This is a genomic window from Candidatus Tisiphia endosymbiont of Thecophora atra (assembly GCF_964026395.1).
Taxonomy (GTDB): domain Bacteria; phylum Pseudomonadota; class Alphaproteobacteria; order Rickettsiales; family Rickettsiaceae; genus Tisiphia.
The window spans coordinates 1504608-1524067 of the sequence record NZ_OZ032145.1 but is presented as its reverse complement, the minus strand read 5'-3'; the positions used below and the strand labels follow the sequence as shown (position 1 = coordinate 1524067).

19 protein-coding genes and 1 tRNA gene are annotated in these 19460 nt (G+C 31.2%); 11 read left to right on the top strand and 9 right to left on the bottom strand.

The genetic code is table 11. The annotated features are described in order from the left end of the window. Positions 1-35: 35 nt before the first annotated feature. Positions 36-260, bottom strand: a complete 225-nt coding sequence (locus tag AAGD45_RS07200) for an Rpn family recombination-promoting nuclease/putative transposase (protein WP_341761232.1) — start codon at positions 258-260, stop codon at positions 36-38. A gap of 419 nt (positions 261-679) precedes the next feature. Between AAGD45_RS07200 and AAGD45_RS07195 the strand changes: the two genes are divergently transcribed. Further along, positions 680-934: a type II toxin-antitoxin system Phd/YefM family antitoxin gene (locus AAGD45_RS07195; RefSeq protein ID WP_341761231.1), complete on the top strand. Its 255-nt coding sequence runs from the start codon at positions 680-682 to the stop codon at positions 932-934. Positions 935-1437: 503 nt separating this feature from the next. Here the strand turns inward: AAGD45_RS07195 and AAGD45_RS07180 are convergent. The 7 genes from AAGD45_RS07180 to AAGD45_RS07150 form a co-directional block, all read right to left on the bottom strand. Continuing rightward, a complete protein-coding gene (locus AAGD45_RS07180) occupies positions 1438-2196 on the bottom strand; it encodes an ABC transporter ATP-binding protein (protein ID WP_341761230.1) in 759 nt (252 codons plus the stop codon). Positions 2197-2226: 30 nt separating this feature from the next. After that, positions 2227-3006, bottom strand: a complete 780-nt coding sequence (locus AAGD45_RS07175) for an ABC transporter permease (RefSeq protein ID WP_341761229.1) — start codon at positions 3004-3006, stop codon at positions 2227-2229. Then, the gene (locus AAGD45_RS07170; protein ID WP_341761228.1) at positions 2996-4108 is read right to left on the bottom strand and encodes an alanine racemase; all 1113 of its coding nucleotides are present in this window, start codon (positions 4106-4108) and stop codon (positions 2996-2998) included. The genes AAGD45_RS07175 and AAGD45_RS07170 overlap by 11 nt, the downstream gene beginning before the upstream one ends. A gap of 14 nt (positions 4109-4122) precedes the next feature. Then, on the bottom strand, positions 4123-5118 hold the full coding sequence (locus tag AAGD45_RS07165) for a ribose-phosphate diphosphokinase (protein ID WP_341761227.1): 996 nt from the start codon (positions 5116-5118) through the stop codon (positions 4123-4125). Positions 5119-5340: 222 nt separating this feature from the next. Then, positions 5341-5922, bottom strand: coding sequence for a phospholipid-binding protein MlaC (locus AAGD45_RS07160; RefSeq protein WP_341761226.1), 582 nt, complete (start codon positions 5920-5922; stop codon positions 5341-5343). Positions 5923-5934: 12 nt separating this feature from the next. Then, entirely contained in the window at positions 5935-6690 is a 756-nt protein-coding gene (locus tag AAGD45_RS07155; RefSeq protein WP_341761225.1) for a VacJ family lipoprotein, read from the bottom strand. Positions 6691-6697: 7 nt separating this feature from the next. Continuing rightward, complete coding sequence (locus tag AAGD45_RS07150; RefSeq protein WP_341761224.1) at positions 6698-7720, bottom strand: SAM-dependent methyltransferase; 1023 nt, start codon at positions 7718-7720, stop codon at positions 6698-6700. 478 nt (positions 7721-8198) lie between these two features. On the opposite strand from AAGD45_RS07150, the gene AAGD45_RS07145 reads away from it, so the two are divergent. From AAGD45_RS07145 to AAGD45_RS07095, 10 genes are all read left to right on the top strand, one after another. After that, entirely contained in the window at positions 8199-9401 is a 1203-nt protein-coding gene (locus tag AAGD45_RS07145; protein WP_341761223.1) for a pyridoxal phosphate-dependent aminotransferase, read from the top strand. A gap of 50 nt (positions 9402-9451) precedes the next feature. Continuing rightward, positions 9452-10030 (top strand): lysophospholipid acyltransferase family protein, encoded by a 579-nt coding sequence (locus AAGD45_RS07140; protein WP_341761222.1) that lies wholly within the window; start codon positions 9452-9454, stop codon positions 10028-10030. Between the two features lie 8 nt (positions 10031-10038). Further along, a complete protein-coding gene (waaA, locus tag AAGD45_RS07135) occupies positions 10039-11325 on the top strand; it encodes a lipid IV(A) 3-deoxy-D-manno-octulosonic acid transferase (protein ID WP_341761221.1) in 1287 nt (428 codons plus the stop codon). A gap of 4 nt (positions 11326-11329) precedes the next feature. Next, the gene (gene idi / locus AAGD45_RS07130; RefSeq protein ID WP_341761220.1) at positions 11330-11881 is read left to right on the top strand and encodes an isopentenyl-diphosphate Delta-isomerase; all 552 of its coding nucleotides are present in this window, start codon (positions 11330-11332) and stop codon (positions 11879-11881) included. Between the two features lie 40 nt (positions 11882-11921). Beyond that, positions 11922-11997: transfer RNA gene (locus AAGD45_RS07125), tRNA-Ala, on the top strand. A 128-nt stretch (positions 11998-12125) separates the two neighbouring features. Then, entirely contained in the window at positions 12126-12335 is a 210-nt protein-coding gene (locus AAGD45_RS07120; protein WP_341761219.1) for a hypothetical protein, read from the top strand. Between the two features lie 100 nt (positions 12336-12435). Beyond that, on the top strand, positions 12436-13347 hold the full coding sequence (gene miaA, locus AAGD45_RS07115) for a tRNA (adenosine(37)-N6)-dimethylallyltransferase MiaA (RefSeq protein ID WP_341761218.1): 912 nt from the start codon (positions 12436-12438) through the stop codon (positions 13345-13347). Positions 13348-13954: 607 nt separating this feature from the next. Further along, the gene (locus tag AAGD45_RS07110) at positions 13955-14791 is read left to right on the top strand and encodes a hypothetical protein (protein ID WP_341761217.1); all 837 of its coding nucleotides are present in this window, start codon (positions 13955-13957) and stop codon (positions 14789-14791) included. A 46-nt stretch (positions 14792-14837) separates the two neighbouring features. Continuing rightward, on the top strand, positions 14838-16202 hold the full coding sequence (locus AAGD45_RS07105) for a tetratricopeptide repeat protein (protein ID WP_341761216.1): 1365 nt from the start codon (positions 14838-14840) through the stop codon (positions 16200-16202). A gap of 1189 nt (positions 16203-17391) precedes the next feature. Continuing rightward, the gene (locus AAGD45_RS07095; RefSeq protein WP_341761215.1) at positions 17392-18726 is read left to right on the top strand and encodes an MFS transporter; all 1335 of its coding nucleotides are present in this window, start codon (positions 17392-17394) and stop codon (positions 18724-18726) included. Here the strand turns inward: AAGD45_RS07095 and AAGD45_RS07090 are convergent. After that, positions 18713-19354, bottom strand: coding sequence for an HD domain-containing protein (locus AAGD45_RS07090; protein WP_341761214.1), 642 nt, complete (start codon positions 19352-19354; stop codon positions 18713-18715). The genes AAGD45_RS07095 and AAGD45_RS07090 overlap by 14 nt on opposite strands. Positions 19355-19460: the final 106 nt, after the last annotated feature.

Below are 19460 nucleotides of genomic sequence, written 5' to 3'. Positions count from 1 at the left end.
CGTGAGCGTGGCAATCCATGAAGCTTGTCATATAGCTAAACTGGAAAGGTTTCAGCCAAAAAACCGTCATTGCGAGTAAGCTTTGGTTCAATAAAGCTTGCGTTTTCTACTTTTAAAGAAGAAGTATCAATTATAGCTAGCACATCCTTAGGCAAATGAGTTTTAAGAAAATCATAAGCTACTCTAGGATTTTCTATTGCTACTTTAACAATTTCATCATGCTTCGGCTTCTTTGATTTTTTGGACTTCTTTGTGACCATTATGATAATTTATTATTAGTTTTTTTGTTTGCTATGTTTGAGTACCAAACAAATTAGGTTGTATATGTTTACTCTCAGTAGGTATAATTGCCTATTACTTATTCAATATATGATTTACTAGCAATTGACAAGCTTATTTTTATTTGTTAGCATTAAAGACTACCATAATATTGTTTAAAAAACAAATCCATTACAACTGAACTAAAATAGCAAATATGCAATCTCAAGATACTAACGATTTACGTAAAATAGCCGATATTATTAATACTAAGCTAAGTGAAAATGATATAGCAGCTTTTCATATTGATGTACTTTGCTGACTATAAAAATAATATTCTCTAATTTCGTACATGTATTATAGCATTTTTTTAAAGTACTAATTATAATAAAACTAGACAATAAACTAGGTAATTCCTTTTATGCAAAATTCAATTACAGCTTTTGATGCTAAAACTCATTTTTCTAAAATATTAGACCGAGCTAGCAAGGGTGAAGAAATATTGGTTACAAGAAGAGGAAAAGCTGCTGCAAAAATTGTTCCAGTTAATACTATACAAGATATTGAAATTGCAGAAATGGCAGCTGTAAGACTTAGAAAACTTGCTAAAGAAATTAATTTACAACCATCTGACTTAGAAGAATGGAAAAAATATAGAGATGTAGGAAAAAAGTAACTATGACATCTTTTGTTTTAGATTCTTCAACTACCCTTTCGTGGTTTATGCCTAACGAGACAGCCTCTTTAGATTTATTAAAAAAAACTGTGAAAGAAGGTGCAATTGTTCCTACTATTTGGTTACTTGAAATAGGTAATGTTTTATTAGACTTCTTTCGAAACTCGCTTATACTGAGGGATTTGAAGGAGACGCGGAACGCAGAACCGCAGCGTACTCTAATGTACGTGAGGATTCGAGTACCGCATCGACGTACAAATCACCAGCAGAAGTAGAGTTTCGAAAGAAGTCTAATGCAAACTTTTAGAGATTCACTTTATATTGCTAAAGACAAAAATATTAGTAATATAGAGAGAATATCAGACAACTTGGCTATTACTTATCAAGCTGCCTGATTATTACTTATTGTCAGATTAAGTCGTAACTAGTACACATGAGGTTCTATGGAGGTTGTTATTTAATTTTGTAGATTTAGTTGACTTTTTATTATTGAATACACCATACTAAATCTCAATTGGTCCAGTAGTTAAACCATTAACAAATTGTTGCAAGTAAGGATTATCACTATTTTTTATCTCATCTTTTTTACCAAACCATAAAATCTTCCCTTTATAAATCATAGCAACCTCTTTAGCTATCATATAAGCACTATTCATATCATGAGTTATGGTGATGGTAGTAGCCTTTAGCTCCTCTTGAACTTTAATTATTAATTCATTGATAACATTAGCCATTATAGGGTCAAGACCGGTAGTTGGTTCATCAAGGAAAAGAATCAGCGGATTGCCACAAATAGCCCTAGCTAAAGATACTCGCTTTTGCATACCTCCGGAAAGCTCAGATGGATAAAGACCCAGTATTTTTGTAGACAAACCTACAGAATTAAGTTTAGATGCAGCTAACTCCTTTTTATTTTTTGGAGATAGTTTATACAGTTTTTCAGTAAAGAATGTAATATTATCTTGAACAGTTAAAGAATCAAAAAGAGCTCCCCCCTGAAATAGAAACCCCATGGTTTCCATCATTTTAAATCTATCTTTACTTGAAATATTTACAGTCTCCACTTCATCAATAACTATACTACCTTCATCAGCCTGCATTAAACCAACTATAGTCTTTATTAACACTGATTTACCAGTTCCTGATCCCCCAAGAATTACTATTGAACTATTCCGCTTTATATCTAAGTCTATACCATCAAGTACCTTATGATCGCCAAAAGATTTATATAATGAGCGTATTTTTATTTTTGATTCATCCATAATCTATTCTAATATACACGTCATCGAGTCTTATACTTTAAAAAACAACTCTGTTATCAAGTAATTACTGATTAAAATAAGAACTGAAGAATTTACTACCGCGGAAGTTGTGGCAGTGCCAACTCCTTTTGCTCCTGTACCTGAATAGTAACCACTATAACAACTTACTATTGAGATAATAAAACCAAACACTGCTGCTTTTACCAAACCAGAAATGACATCTATTGGTTCTAAAAACTTAAAGCTATTCGTTATATAATTAAAGCTATTAAAATCAAGCTTATAAACACTTACCAAATAACCACCCATTACTCCTAATATATCACCTATTAATACTAAACATGGTAACGTAATAACTGCGGCTAGTACTCTTGGAAAAACTAAATATTTTATGGGATCAGTTGACAAAGTATAAAGTGCATCTATTTGTTCAGTCACTCTCATAGTAGCTATTTCAGCAGCAATTGATGCACCAACTCTACCAGCAACCATAAGACCAGCAAGAACTGGTCCAAGCTCTCTAGTTATTGAAAGGACTACCACCGTAGCTATTGAACTTTCAGCCGAGAAACGAGAAAAACCTGTATAACTTTGTAATGCCAGCACAGCACCGGAAAAAAAGGTAGTCATAGCTACAACTGGTAGGGAATAAAAACCTATAGACAATAACTGCTTTAACACTAAGCTGTAGTATAAAGGTCTCTTAAAAATACTAGTGACTCCCGCAATAGTAAATAGCGAAAAAGCCCCTATAGTCCTTGCAAAACCAATAGTATGTTTACCTAATAAATTAACGGTATCAAGCATCATTTTTGTATACTCTCTTATATCTGCTGCCTAGTAGAGTGAGAATTTCATAACCAATGGTATTTATTATATTCGCTATTTTATCTAAAGTACAATCATTCCCTATAATTTCAGCTTGTTGTCCTAGAAAAATTTTATCTGATGGTAGTTCAGTAACATCAATAGTAATTGAATCCATTGACACCCTACCAACTACAGGAGCTGAATGCGAATCAATAACTACTACCCCACAATTACTAAAAGCCCGGGGATAGCCATCAGCATAACCAAGAGGCAAGGTAGCAATTAGCCTATTACTATTTGTTTTAAAGGTCATATTGTAACCAATGTAACTTTCCGGTGGTAATTCTTGCAATTGTACTATTGGAGCAGTCAGTCTTATCGGATTATGCATTGGATTTTTAAATGTATTACCCAAAGGATTAATACCATACAATGCAGCACCAGGGCGTATTAAGTCAAAATGATATTCTTTCCCTAGAAATATACTACTAGAGTTAGCTAGACTAGCTTTGACTTTTGGGAAATATTTTAAATAATGCTTAAACTTTTTTAATTGTTGTAAATTATAAGGATTATCAACTACTTCAGATGCAGATAAATGACTTACAATATACTGCAATTCAAGACCAACTAATAGATCAGGTTTGTCTATTATATGTTGCATTGCTGTATCGAGCATTCCTAAGCGATTCATACCAGTATCAACATGGATTGTACAAGGTAATACTTCTTTTTTAAGAGAGGCAAACTTTTGCCAAATTTCAACTTGCTCTAAACTATTAAGCACGGGAATTAAATTACTATTTCTAAATTCCTCAACATCATTGCTAAATACACCATTAAACACAAAAATATTAGGTTTTTTATTAGATTTCTGCCCCAATACTTTACGCAATGATATTCCTTCATCAACTGAGGTTACAAAAAAACTCTGACAATTCTCCATCTGTAAGGCTGGTGCGATAGCATTAGCACCAAGTCCATAGCTGTTAGCCTTTACCACGGAAGCAATCTCTGAAGTTTTACAAATTTTAGAAATAATACGATAATTAGCACGAATTTTTGCTAAGTCTATTTCAAGTGTACATTTATCAGTATGCATAAAGTTTTAAATTCTCATAATTTTGCAGATTTTTGTAATGCTGCTATAATAATTGGAGCAACTGATATTACATGGAACTTAGATGGTAAATCAGTAGTTTCTATTGTATCAGTTATATATACGTTCATTATATCAGAATTCTGAATATTTTCTTTAGACATTCTAGAAAGCACTGGGTGAGTTATAAAAGCATTGACAGATAAAGCTCCTACTTCCATTAATAGCTTAGCTCCCTTACAAAGGGTTTCGCCACTATCAACAATATCATCAATTAGTATACAATGCTTGCCGGAAACGTTACCTATTATTTCTGACATTTGGCATTTATCATTAGACCTTTTGACCTCTCTACTTTTATTAATAACAGCTATATTCATGTTAAAGAGCCTATTTACATCACGTACACGTACAAAACCACCAACATCTGGAGATACAATAATAGAATTATTATAAGTTTCAATAATCGGAGCAAATAAACTTATTGGATCAAGATTTTGTACTGGAATTTTAAAAAAGCCCTCTAATTGTTGTGAATGCAAATCGACAGTTATTACATGATCAACACCAGCAACTTCCAACATATTCGCTACAAGACGGCTCGATACTGGAGTAAAACTACAAGATCTACGATCTTGGCGGCTATAACCAAAATACGGTATAACCGCAGTTAGTTGTGAAGCTCCCGCTCTTTTTACCGTATCAACTAATAATAAAAGTTCCATCAAGTGGTTATTGGCTGGTCTAGAAGTAGATTGTACTATAACAACATCACACCTATACATATCTTCAAGGATTTCCACCCTTGTTTCAGCATCATCGAAAGTTGTAATATAAGTTTCGACATATTTACAATTTAGTTCCTCAGCTAAATATCTAGCTAATTTTTTATGACTAAGACCTGTAAGAATTTTCATGCTAATTATAATAATTGGTTTAAGTTTCTGTAGTATACAATAATTATAATTTGCACTAAGTGTTTTATGAAAAATATTTTTATTATTTTTATTCAAGTTGTCGTCTATTAACGAGTAGTGGCATTGCTGCGACAAAGTAAAGCTCCCAAACCGTCTATTAGCGAGGAGACCGTAGCACAACTGTTGAAAGTTTACAAATACCTATACCACAGCGTCATTGCAAGCGTAAGCGAAGCAATCTATTGACAAGCTTTATGGATCGCCACGCTCACATACGTTCGCTCGCAATGACATATTAAGTATACGCCTTTTAAAAAATCACGACCTCTTTCCCAATTCATCTATTAACTTATCAAAACCACTATTACTGAGAATATTCATGAACTCTGACTGTTGAGAATTGATAAGACTAACACCTTCTGTAATAACATCTGAGACTTTTAAATTAGTTTTATCGCTTGTACCCTTTACTTGACGTACTAAGTAATTTACTTTAGCAGTTCCTATTAACATTTCTACCATAAACTCTCCTTCATCAAGAACACGCACTTGTTGAACTTTAGGTTCTTGACCATGGTAATTCTTTACTAAATCAGCATAGGCCTTGCTTACATAATTACTGTAAACTTCTGTGAATTGTTTAATTTGTTCAGGAGTTAGAGTTTTTCTGTAAACACCAAGGGTGAATTTAGCCATCCAATTCAGATCTAAGTTAGCTAAAATTAGCTTTTTAGTTTTAGCTATTTTGGCATCTTGATCTAAACTCTCATCATTACATACATCTAGCCCATCTCTTATTAGCTGATTAACATAATTATCAACCACCATTTTGTCATCAGTAGCAGAATAGGCTGACAAAGACAGACAACTTAAAATTAAGCAAACAATAATTTTTTTCATAAGTAACTACTCTTAATTAGGTTTAGGGCATTTAAATTGATTAGGATAGACAATTACTGATTCACGATTTTGATGTGTAGCTGATCTTACAGCTATGTAAGGATCAGTAGAACTACATCCTATATAGTCAGTAAACGGTAATAATCCTAATCTAGTATTTATAACTTGTACACCAGAAACTATGATTTCAAAATCTCTATGTACCGCGTACATTATAGGATTTAAGTAACTATTTGTAAATATAGCATCTGTACTATCTCTTGCATTAGTACCACCAAAAAATGGCATGACTAAATATGGTCCAGGACCAACTCCATAGTGGGCGAAAGTACTACCCAAAGTTTGTTTGGTAACTCTCAATCCAATTTTATCTGCCACATCAAATAACCCACCTATACCAAACGTGGCATTGATTAAAAATCTCCATAGACTTTTCATAGTTTGGTCATAATTCATCTGTAGACCATAATTGACGGCAGTCAAAGGCACACTAATGTTATCTAGAAAACTGCTCACTCTAGCCCTAGTATAATTATTACTAATTCGTTTATAGCCTATAGTAATAGGGCGTAAGAACAGATAGTCTAAAACAGAATTAAAGGCAAAAATTTTACGATTTAGTTTCTCATAAGGGTCATAGACTTGAGTACATCCCTTACCTTCATTATAAACATACCTAAAATCTTCATCATCTTGAGTATTTTGAGTACTCGCTATTGCAGTTATACTAGAAAAATTAACTAACAACAGTAATATAAATTGCTTCATGGCTTCATTAATGGTTTTTCTTACAAATCACCATATAGTATTTATCATTTTTTTCTAGAGATAATTCTTCACTATTTAATATGGTAAACTTAGTTTGACCTAAAGCTTTCTTAATATCTGCTATAGTAAAAACAAATCCTTTTTTCTTTAATGAAAGGTTTGTGACGTTATCTATTGGTAAACAAAATGCAAAATACCCTAATGCATTGACTATAGAATAAATAGAATTAAAGTAATCTAATAGGTTTTTAGTAAAAGAAAGAGAGTTAAAACTCAGTACTACATCATATTTATTAGAGTCGTGTTTAATAAAATCCGATATTGAAATTTCTAATAACTGATCATAAATATTACCATATATAATAACAAGCTTATTCATAATTTCTGAATTTTCAATACCGGTAAAAGTAAAGCCATCAGGAAAACGCTTTTTTACTTCATAACCCACTAAGCCTATATTACTACCTAGCTCCAAAATATGGTAATTATCAGGTAAGTCTGTTATGTTATTCATAGTTATGCTTACAAAACTGTAAGGTAGGTATAGTTTATTATTACTACGAAATTTATTGCCATAATATTCAGCGGTAAGATTTCGTAGCTGATGCCAAATTTGCGGTGGAATCTCTGACAAATTATTATAATTTTGTAGAAAAGATCCTAACCTTACTTGATCAGCTTCAAAAGCTTTTTGTAGATGATACAAAGCTTTTTCATAATTATTTTTTAAGAAATATGTCCAACCAAGCCAATAATTAGCTTGATGGTCATTAGGAGAAAGAATTTTATCAACCAATTTAAGCCTTAGTATAGCGTCATTTAAGTTATTTTTATACAAATGTTCTATACCAAGATTAAAATTAGTTTCTTTTAAGTGTGTTACCTTATATTTTACATCGACAAAATAATTGATACACGTAAATATTTTCTCCCTATACCAAGATGGAAAATTCTTAATACAATTATAGTATAATTTTATTTTGTCTTTTATTGAACCGTAACTGTTACGAATAATTTTGTTGCCGAACATAAATTGCTATAAATTTGATTTTGTAAACATATATTCATCATATGATAACATATATATCAAATGACACTAATACTTAATAGTAATAAATTATATAAAATAAACAGGGTAATTTAAAAGTCACAATCATTAGTTGCTATAGATGCAAGCTTAACTACTACCGATGTCATCCCTGCTTCGGTGCGGGATCTATATTACTTAATAGTCTTTCAGACTTATTTTTTTAGATTCCCGCCGTTGCTGAGAATGACATCGAGTGCATATTAAGCACTTTCTCCTTTATCTATTAGGCTTGCAGCCCGACTTTTAAATTACCCTGAAAATAAATCATATTGTACTAAATTATTTGTACTAAATTCTGCTTTCAAGAATTGTTTTTTTTTAACAATATAGTATAATACCCCCCATTTGGGATAAGAATTAGTTAATTATTATCTAGAATTCGCGTAATACGAAAATAATTATAAGGTTCTACAGAATCATGTCACTTATTGCTAAACGCTTAGATCTAATAAAACCATCTCCAACTTTAGCTTTAGTTAAAAAAACATTTGAACTAAAAAAGCTGGGTAGAGATATAATCTCTCTTGGGGCTGGTGAACCTGACTTTGACACACCCAATAATATCAAAGAGGCTGCAATTAAAGCACTGCGAGATGGTTTCACAAAATATACTAATGTTGATGGCATTTTGGATCTGAAACAAGCAGTACAGACTAAATTCAAGTATGAAAATAATTTAGATTATGAGTTAGATGAGATAATAGTATCAAGCGGCGGTAAACAAGTAATCTATAATTTATTTATGGCTTCCCTTAACCAAGGGGACGAAGTAATTATTCCCAGTCCTTACTGGGTCTCATATCCAGATATGGTAATGTTAGCTGAAGGGATTCCAGTATTTGTTAACTGTAGCATTGATAGCAATTTTAAGCTTACAGCTGAAGCTCTAGAGCAAGTAATTACCCAAAAAACTAAATGGTTAATTATTAACTCACCAAGTAATCCAACAGGAGCTGCATACTCTTACCAAGAGCTAGCAGATATTGCTGAATTACTACGCAAATATCCCAATGTAAATATTATGTCAGATGATATTTACGAGCATATTATTTTTGATGATTTTAAATTTTATACTTTTGCCCAAGTAGCACCGGATTTAAAAGATCGAATATTTACTGTTAATGGTGTATCAAAAGCTTATTCTATGACAGGATGGCGTATAGGATATGGGGCTGGTTCTAAATCATTAATTAAGGCAATGACTATTATTCAGTCACAAAGTACTTCTAACCCTTGCTCTATAAGCCAAATGGCAGCTATTGAAGCTTTAACTGGCACTCAAGATTTTATTAAACCTAATGCAAAAAACTTTCAAGAAAAACGTGATCTAACCTTATCAATTCTAAGTGATACTAAGGGTATTAGTTGCGATAAACCAGCAGGGGCATTTTATCTATTTCCTAAATGCAATGAATTATTTGGTTTGAAAACTCCCACTAGTAAAATTATCAAAGATAGTAACGATTTTGGAGAATATCTGCTTGAAGAATGTAACGTTGCGGTTATTCCTGGTATTGCATTTGGTCTAGAAGGTTATTTTAGAATTTCATACGCAACTTCGATAAACAATTTGGAGCAAGCATGCTCGCGTATAAAGAATGCTTGTAATCAATTAACGTGATAAAAAAAAACATTAAGAAAAACAATTTTGTACTTAGTGTAGTTACTAAGATGCTGTATACTTATTTGAGAGTGGTTTATTTTACCTGTCGCTGGCAATTTGTCTTTTCAGATAATTACAATAAACAGGAATTTTTAGCACAAAAAGGGGTGATTTTTGCTTTTTGGCATAACAGATTGGCTTTAGGTCCAGGAATATTTGCTGGTCATAAAGATATTTATGCTCTTATTTCCCCTCATCGAGACGGCAGAATAATTAGTGATATAGTAGGTAAATTTGGCTTTGGGGTAATAAATGGTTCTAGTAATAAGAATCCTGTATCAGCTTTAAAAATAATTATCCAAAAGTTACATAATGGTAGTAATATAGTGATTACACCAGATGGTCCACGTGGACCTATTTATAAAATAAATAGTAATATTAACAAAGTTGCTCAAAAATATAATATAAAATTGATACCAGTTTCTTGTAGTGCTTCTAGATATTTTTTACTCAAAAGTTGGGATAAACTGATTATGCCTCTACCTTTTGGTAAAATAACAGCTTTTATAGGCTTACCACTAGCTTTTGTAGGAAATGAAAACCAAGACAATATTAATTTAGCACAAGCATTAACGGGGTTGAAGTAAATCTATCTATGATCTATTTATACTATGTCTTAAGTTTTCTACTTCTTCCAGTGTATTTCTTTTTATTAGTATTAAGAGTTATTATTGGCAAAGAAGATGTAAAACGTATTAAGGAACGTTTTGCTATTTCCCATGCACATGCTAAACGAAATGAAACTTTAGTTTGGATACATGCAGCCAGTGTAGGGGAATCTCTTATAGCTTTTACCTTAGTTGAAAATATCAATAATCTTTGGTTAAAAAGAACTATGCCAAAAACCTCCTTAAAGTTTTTGGTTACTTCGGGAACTAGATCTTCTGGAAAAATATTACAACAAAAACTACCGCAAAATGCCATTCATCAATTCATTCCTATAGACAATATTATTTTTGTTAAAAAGTTTTTTAGAAATTGGCAACCAAACCTAGGAATTCTTGTTGAATCAGAGTTATGGCCATGTCTCATTAGCGAAGGGGCAAAACATTGTGAACTATTATTATTGAATGCACGTATTTCTGATAAATCATTTGAATCATGGAAAAAAATAAGTTCATTTTTTAGATTAGTTACCGCTAACTTTAGTGAGATTATTGTGCAAAGTAACCGTGATTTCCAAAAATTTACGCAACTTGGTGTGACCAATATAGTTAATTTAGGTAACATTAAATTTGCCAACAAAAAATTACCTGTAAATGCACAAGAGTTAACAATTTTAACACAACATATGAGTGGTAAAAGAGTTATTGTATTTGCTAGCACCCACTTAGACGATGAGGTAGTAGTACTTAATATTATAAAACCAATAAAACAACGATACCCAGATTGCTATTTTATTCTAATTCCACGTCATCCTGAGCGTAAGAATGATATAGGAAAAGCGTGTACTCAATTAAATTTAACTTATAGTATCAAGTCCAAACAAAATATACCTATTCTAACTGATGATCTTTACATTGTTGATAAATTTGGCGAACTTGGATTGTTTTTTAGCATAGCCTATATCTCATTTGTTGGCGGTTCATTTAAACAAGGAGGACATAACGTACTTGAACCAGCATATTTTGCTAATTATATTATATTTGGGCCAGATATGAGTAATTCTGCTAATATTGCTAATGAAATGCTTACTAATAAAGCTGCTACTCAAATTCGTGATGAAAACGATTTACTGAATAAAATTGAGTATCTTTTATCTGAGGCTGGTACTCAGGAAGCTAAAGTTTATCAGGCTAATGCTTTGGAATTTGTCAATAAAAACCAACAAATTTTAGGTAATTATTTAAATATTATAGAAAAACACTTAGTGGGAAATTAATGTTATGTTATACTCAGAACATGTGGTATTAGTTGATGAACAAGATAATATCCTTGGAATAGAGGATAAGTTAAAAGCTCATAATTCTAATACTCCATTGCATCGGGGATTTTCTGTATTTCTTTTCAATAGCAAAAAAGAATTTTTGATACAAAAAAGAAGTTTACTCAAAAAAACTTGGGGTGGATTTTGGTCAAATAGTTTTTGTGGACATCCACAAATTAACGAAACTTATGAACAAGCAATTTATAGGCATGCAAAGTTTGAATTAGGTTTAGTAAACCTACAGAAAGTAGATATTATTGCTAATTATCGATATAAATTTGCTATAAATAATATTGTAGAAAATGAAATATGCCCGATATATTTGGCTTTATCAGATGATATCATAAAAATAAATGAACAAGAAATAGCAGAAGTAAAATTACTTAAATGGGTAGACTTTAAGTTATATATGGAAAAATACCCAACAAAATTTTCCCCTTGGTGCATCGAAGAGTTCGAGATATTAGAAAATAATGAAATATTCAAAAAATTTATGGATTCAGCTCTGTAACTATAGTATAAAGCTGAACTAATGATATAAAGTATTTCTAGGGGTCATAGCTCAGTTGGTAGAGCGTTTGAATGGCATTCAAAAGGTCGGGGGTTCGATTCCCCCTGTCTCCACCAAAGACTTATCAGGGGTTCAGGGGGGTTCTAATTATAGTCAGGCGATTTTATGCAACTTTGCAACCAATTTATAGTCGCAAAAATATTAGACAAATTTTCTCTCTAATTAATTTTCAGGGGGAGGGAATATGACACAAATATTAACTTCTCCTAACAGTCTTGTAGATAATCCTGATACCATCTTTTATAATATAGTCGGTAATTTTGTCCCACCTGAGTGGCGGAATCTTACCAATAATTGTGGTAAGCAATTAAGTAAAACCTCTCGTCAACTTTTGTCATTGGTTTTACGAATGTTGGTTGGATATATGAGAGTTTCGTCTGAAAATGAAATATAGAATACAGATTTGCAATATAATGCTTTGATAAAAGCTTGAGTTGATCAATGTAATATATATAAAAATCAAGCTAACTTACACAAAAAAAATTATTGACTCGATGTTAGTTATATGTGGACCTACCGCTAGTGGCAAGTCTTATTTGGCACATTATTTAGCTAAAATATATAATGCTGAGATAGTTAACTGTGATTCTATGCAGATATATAGGCAGATTCCCATTATTACTGCCTCGCCATCACAAATATACCGTAATGAGATTCCTTATCATCTTTATAATTTTTTATCTATAGAACAAGAATTTTCGGTAATACAATATATAAATTATGCTCTTGAAAAAATTACAAACATTCGTAGTAGAGGCAAGTTACCAATAATTGTTGGCGGTACGGGGTTATATATTAATTCATTACTTTTTGGTTATAATGAAATACCATCAATATCTCCTAAAATTAGGCAATATGTTAGAGAGCTACACTCTAAGATTGGTTCGACCCAGTTTTTTTATAAACTAAAAGAGCTAGATAACCTAGCTGTTCAGAAGTTAAATGAACACGACACTCAAAGGGTTATAAGAGCCTATGAAGTATTTATGGAAACCGGGCAATCTATATTTGCTTTCCAAAGCTTACAAAATAAATCTATTCTTCCAGCATTTGATTTTAAGGTAATTTTTCTACATCCAAAGAGGGAATTTCTTTATCAAACATGTAATACTAGGTTAGAAAAATTATTTAATGAAGGAGCAATTGAAGAAGTAGCTCAAATTAAAAAAGATTTTCCTGATATATATTCTTCTGCAATAAAAACCATTGGTCTACGGGAAATATTATGCTATTTAAATAATGAAATTACTTTGCAAAATGCCATAAATCTAGCACAAATTAAGACTAGGCAATATGCAAAAAGGCAAATTACTTGGTTCAAAAACCAAATAAAGGACAAGGTAACTCTAGAATATTCTAATAATCAGCAATTTGAAGAGTTGATTATTGATTTGGAGATATTATAAATTAACTAGACCTATAATTAAGCTAAGTTCGATGTAAGCACCAAACAAAATGCAGTGCATAATGTAATAACATAAACAAACTGTTGTTGGTGAGCTATCAACCTCATTGTATAGTATTTACGGCTATCCTGTGTTAAAGTTGCAGTTAGCCGAGTTGGTTAAAGAGCTATTAATTGTATCATATATGTTGTAAATATATTCCATCAATTTCAATGTGATAAATTGTACAGCAAGTTTGCAAATCAGAATGCCTTCGTTAAGTGAGGAGTTTGACGATGTCATTTACACTCCTGATAAATAATACTGCTAATCACTAGTTACGTTGGGATAAGGTTATAATTTAGAGGTCTATCGGCGTTATACATGTCAAAAATCACCATAAGGGATTATACGAACTTTGAGATTGTAAAGATGCCCTACTGATACTAGGTTAGTGAAATTTAGGTTCAGAATTAGCAAACAAACTTTCCTATTTTTTTTTAATGATTTTTATTATTAATATTCAAACTTAAGTTGAGTTATTTTTGCTTATTCTTTATAATTGTTCGTAATAATATGTTTTATACGTACCGTTAAGGCATAATTTATTTTTCAACAGTTTCATTATATGAAAAAATTTCTAACATTATTCATATTACTAATTATTTATAGTAATACTTTTGCTCAAGAACAAGTATCTAATTTAATCACTCCAGTTAGTTATTTTGTCAATCATGAGCAACAACTTAAAATCCTTGATGAGCATTTAAATAAATATAGACAAGCAAGTATAGTTGGTACTAGTGGTATAGGTAAAACTCAACTGATTAGGATGTATAGTTATGAGAATAAAAATAATTATGATCTAATTTGGTTTTTTGATTGTAACCTAGACCTTAATGAACAATTTGTTAAATTAGCCCAACAACTCAATATGGTTAAACAAGCTAATATATCTGAAGCAATAACTCTATCCAAAAAAGAAGTAATGTCATATTTAACTACTACTACTAAATGGTTATTGGTGTTTGATAATTTAAAAGTTAATGAAAATAAAAAAGTACAAGATTTAATTGATTGGGAACATAATGGTCATGTAGTGTTTTGCTCGCAAGATAATGAAAAGTTACATAACATTATAGCCATGCCGCTACTCGATCACCCTACTATTGTAGCTTTAGCTAATAACTTATTGAACAATAAGGATAATAATAGTATCGAATTTTTAGTGCAATCTTTTAGTGGTTATCCAATACTTATCGTGCAAGGGGCACAATTACTTAACAAAATTAAAGGTTTAGATAAAGAGGAATATAAAAAGAAAATCTATCAATCGACTAATAAAATAGCAACAAATATTAGTATGGCTATTCAACAACTAAACCCTAATGCAGTAAAGTTACTTAATAAAATAGCTTTATTAAAACCAAAGCTTTTCAAAACAGCTTCTTACCATCATTACTGATAATAAAGATACTTTAGAGGATGATATATATCAATTATCTAAATTTGTGCTAATCAGTAATATTAATGCTAGCGAGGAGAACCCTATTTTTGAAATGCATGATATAATCAGCAATAAAATAATAGAACTAAATGGCAATAATAATAAAATATATTTAGAAAATATGATTAGCAAATTACCTAAACCAAAAGGAATTTATTCAGCATATTTGTGGAGAAGTGCCAAAACTATACCAGAAAATTTAGAGATTCTTCTAAAAAACTCTGAAAAATATAATATTAATTTATACGCAATACTTACCTTAAGGTCTGAGTTATTCTCTCTATATCTAAACATTTATAACGACAAAGCCAAACAAATGTTTGATTGGTTTAATCAAAAAGATAAAAATAAGGAATTTAAATTGTGGCAAATGTCTGAATCTCAAAAATTTTATTATGCTAGGTACTTAGGAGCAATAGGAGTGTATCATGAAATGATATTAAGGAATTTTGACACAGCGAGTTCTTATCTGAATAAATCATTAAATATTGTAGATAAGTTTGATGATGATGAAGCCAATTATTCTCTTAAATTTAGTATTATGTCAAATATATCTGAATCTCAGATATTTTTAGGTAATATAACACTTGCTGAAGAATTGCTTAAAAAGATAGAAGAACTAGCAAAACAAGGAGTAATACAAGAAATTGATATATCTACAATGTATCATTTAAAAAGTACATTATGTGAGATACAAGGCAAATATAAGGAAAGTTTAGAGTATGTAGATAAAGCTACTGAAATATTTATAAAAAATGGATTTGATATTAATGCCCTAGCCCTTAGTGAACACCGATTATATAGAGCAAGTATATTAAATTCTCTTGGTAGATATCAAGAAGCTTATACTCAAGTTCAACAGATATATGACGTATATAAACCCCTTAAACATAAGCCTAATAAAATATTTGCAGATATTTATACAGAAATGGCAAAAAGTGAATTAGGTTTAGGTAAAATAGATAAAGCTTCTGAATACATTAATAAAACTATTTCCATATTTTTAGCAGATGAAAACAACGATTCTGAAAGCGCAAATTATTCTAAAAATGTTGATTTAGCAGATAGTTATAGAGTACAAGGTGATGTTTTGTTTGCTCAAGATAACTTTAAGCAAGCTATAGAATCCTATAAAAAAGCGTTTGTTATATATCATTATTTATATGGAGATAGAAGTAAAAATGTTGCCCGAATAAGTGATCTGTATAATCATGGAGCAAGAGCCTCTTGTAAAAGCAAAGATTTATATAATTACAAATTCTTTGGCAAGCCACAAATTAAGGAGTTTGGCATACACCACCCTAATACAGTTGATATGTTTGAATATTGCAAACAATATAACATGGATTTGTGGGGCAAGAACAATTAAGCATTAAGGTTCTATGATTTCTACTCGGCAGCTGTTGGTAAAATCATTGATGGCATTATGTGTTTATAATATATAAGAGACCTTGTTTAAGAGATTAATTTTTGCATTCAATACTCCAACTTTACATTAGCTCGGTTTAATTAATGTAGGAGATTTATTCTTTAGGCTTCTTTGTTCCTGCTGATATCCTATCATTTAGTAACCTTATATTTATTATAGTGTTTATAAATATTGAAGATTTGGTTGAACGATAGCAAGAAAATTATAATATCGAAAATTGAAATAATAAATCTTGGTTGTAACAATATCACGGTTCTATAAACAAATTAGAATTAGAAGGGGGAAAAGAGATATTTGGTAAAAATATAGCCTGAGATCAAAGAGATGTTGATTATCAAAATCGTATCGCATACGAGTAGAATATTAGATATTGTTTATATTATGAAAAATAATTAATTTTTTTATTAAAATAAGTTGACTATTATTTTAGAATTGATTCTAATTAAAATATGGCAACATAAATCAACCTAAATAGCATGGCAAAATATAAAATGGCTGATGATTTTGATGATAGGGATAAAGGTAACGGGAAGGAAAAAGACAAGGTAAGTCTCGATCTGTTTAAGCAGTTTAGGAATATTTAAGAAGGATGCTACACGAGTCTATACTGATGTTTTTTTAGAGGCAGGGTAAGGGGTTGAGGCTATTAAGGTAATCAGTACAAAATATCCTAATAAGGATGTAGAAATTTCTGTGTCTGCTGCAGTTTAGGCTGATAGACAATTAGAATCGCGTTGTCAACAATTCCTCTCATATCAGAGGGCATCTTCTTCCCAGCATAATAGACTTCTTTCGAAACTCTACTTCTGCTGGTGATTTGTACGTCGATGCGGTACTCGAATCCTCACGTACATTAGAGTACGCTGCGGTTCTGCGTTCCGCGTCTCCTTCAAATCCCTCAGCATAAGCGAGTTTCGAAAGAAGTCTAATGCTTCGTACGACACTTGTCTTGATACATCTGACTCGGAAGAAGATATAGCACTAGCTGGAAACTCCATATGTGTTGTGAAATTATGTAGCATCAAACCCTAAAATTATAGTCCCATATGTCAAATTGACATGGGGGGTTTTTAAAACAGTTATATATAATTATAATTCTAGATAATATATAAGTAAGATTTAAACAACTATGAGTAAATTTGTACAAGCCGATGGTAGGGTTATCCATCCCCAAACTAATCTAACGAGAGAACAAAAAGAAGCCGTCGGGTTACTGTCAATAGGAACATTCCTTGAGTATTTTGATCTGATGCTTTATGTTCATATGGCAGTTTTACTTAATAGTCTGTTTTTTCCCCAAAATGATCTAGACTCTGCCGCTTTTTTTACTGCAATTGCATATAGTATTACTTTTGTTTTTAGACCATTTGGAGCATTGCTGTTTGGTTGGATAGGAGACACTATTGGTCGAAAAATAACTATCATTGTTACAACCTTTATGATGGCAGCCTCGTGTTTTGTTATGGCTACCTTACCAACTTATGAACAAATTGGAATTACGGCTTCATGGATTATTAGTATATGTCGTGCAGTACAAGGTATATCTTCCTTAGGTGAGAGGGTGGGAGCAGAGTTATATTTAATGGAAATAATAAAACCACCAATACAATATCCAGTTGTAACGTTGATTACGGTTTGTGCCTCCTTGGGGTCAATGGTTGCATTAGGTTTTGGTTTTTTGATTACTAACTATGGATTTAATTGGCGTTATCTTTTTTGGTTTGGAATGATAATTGCCACTATAGGTACAGTTGCTAGAACTAACTTAAGAGAAGCACAAGAATTTGCTAATGCAAAATTGCGATTAAAAACATTTTTTGATAACCACTTTATTGATAGAAAAATATTAAAAGGTGATCCGATTTTAGAAGAAAAAGTGCAGAAAAAAACAGTATTCTATTATTTTTTAATTCAATGTGCTGGTCCAGTACCAACATATTTTGTGTATTTTTATTGTGGTAATATACTCAGGAATTCTTTTGGTTATGGCATTGGAGATATTATTTATCATAACTTTCTTATTTCGATAATACAGCTATTCACTACGCTATTATTAGCGTATTTAAGTTATAGAATATACCCTTTAAAGATTATTAAAGTTAGGTGGGTAATTTTCTCTACTTTTATAATATTTTGCCCTTATTTTCTTTATAGGGTCAGCACTCCTATACATTTATTTATAATGCAACTATTGATTGTGTTATTTGCACCTGATTCAGCTCCAGCTAGTGCAATTTTTTATAAATATTTCCCTATTTTTAAACGCTTTACTTATAGTAGTATTGTATACGCCTTAGCACATGCCACAATTTCTATTGTTACATCTTTTGGTTTTATATATTGTACAAAATATATGGGGCAGATAGGAATACTATGTATTATGTTGCCTATAGTAATAAGTTATGGATTTGGGATATTTTACTTTGCAAAGTTGGAGAATATAACTGTAACTAATAGTTATTAGTTTTATAATAAGTATGTATTAATTTAGAACATAATTCTGCAAAATTTTGCTCAATTGTTGGTGTATTAAAATACATACTAAGGCTCATAAACCTACTAAGGGTTTCTATTATAATTTTTTTTGCTTTCTCCGGTGATTTAGTTTCTAGAGTTTGTATATTATGAGTTCGATCAAATAATTTAATCAATGCCACATCATATTTTTCTTGTTGAAGTAATATATCTAATGTTTCCGCCGAGCTAATCTTTCCGTGAGGCTTGTTCCTGCTTAAGTCTTCTACTTGACTAGCAACCTGCTCCCCAAAAATATAAGCAATCATCTTTTTAGTAAGTTTTGTATCCTCAATGGTATCATGCAGTATGCTGGTAACAATAATGTCAGTGCGAAAAAGATAATCAGAAATCATATACGCCACCTCTAGTGGATGGGAGTAATAAGGCTCGCCTGACTGCCGCATTTGGCTACCATGATATTTCTTGGCGTAATATATTGCTTTTTTGACTTCGTTAATATCTATTGGTCTATTTACTTCCTCATTCATCTTACAGAGTTTGTCCAGTAACCTAGTAGCATATTGACAAGGTGCATACTTTGAATTGTCCCGATAATTAATATCTTCTTCTTTCATAAAAAACCCTAAATATTTTTATATTCAATTTATAGATTAAACTAAAATATAAATTATTACCAAGGATTTTTTATCTATTTTTACAAAAGATGAATATTTTTGTATT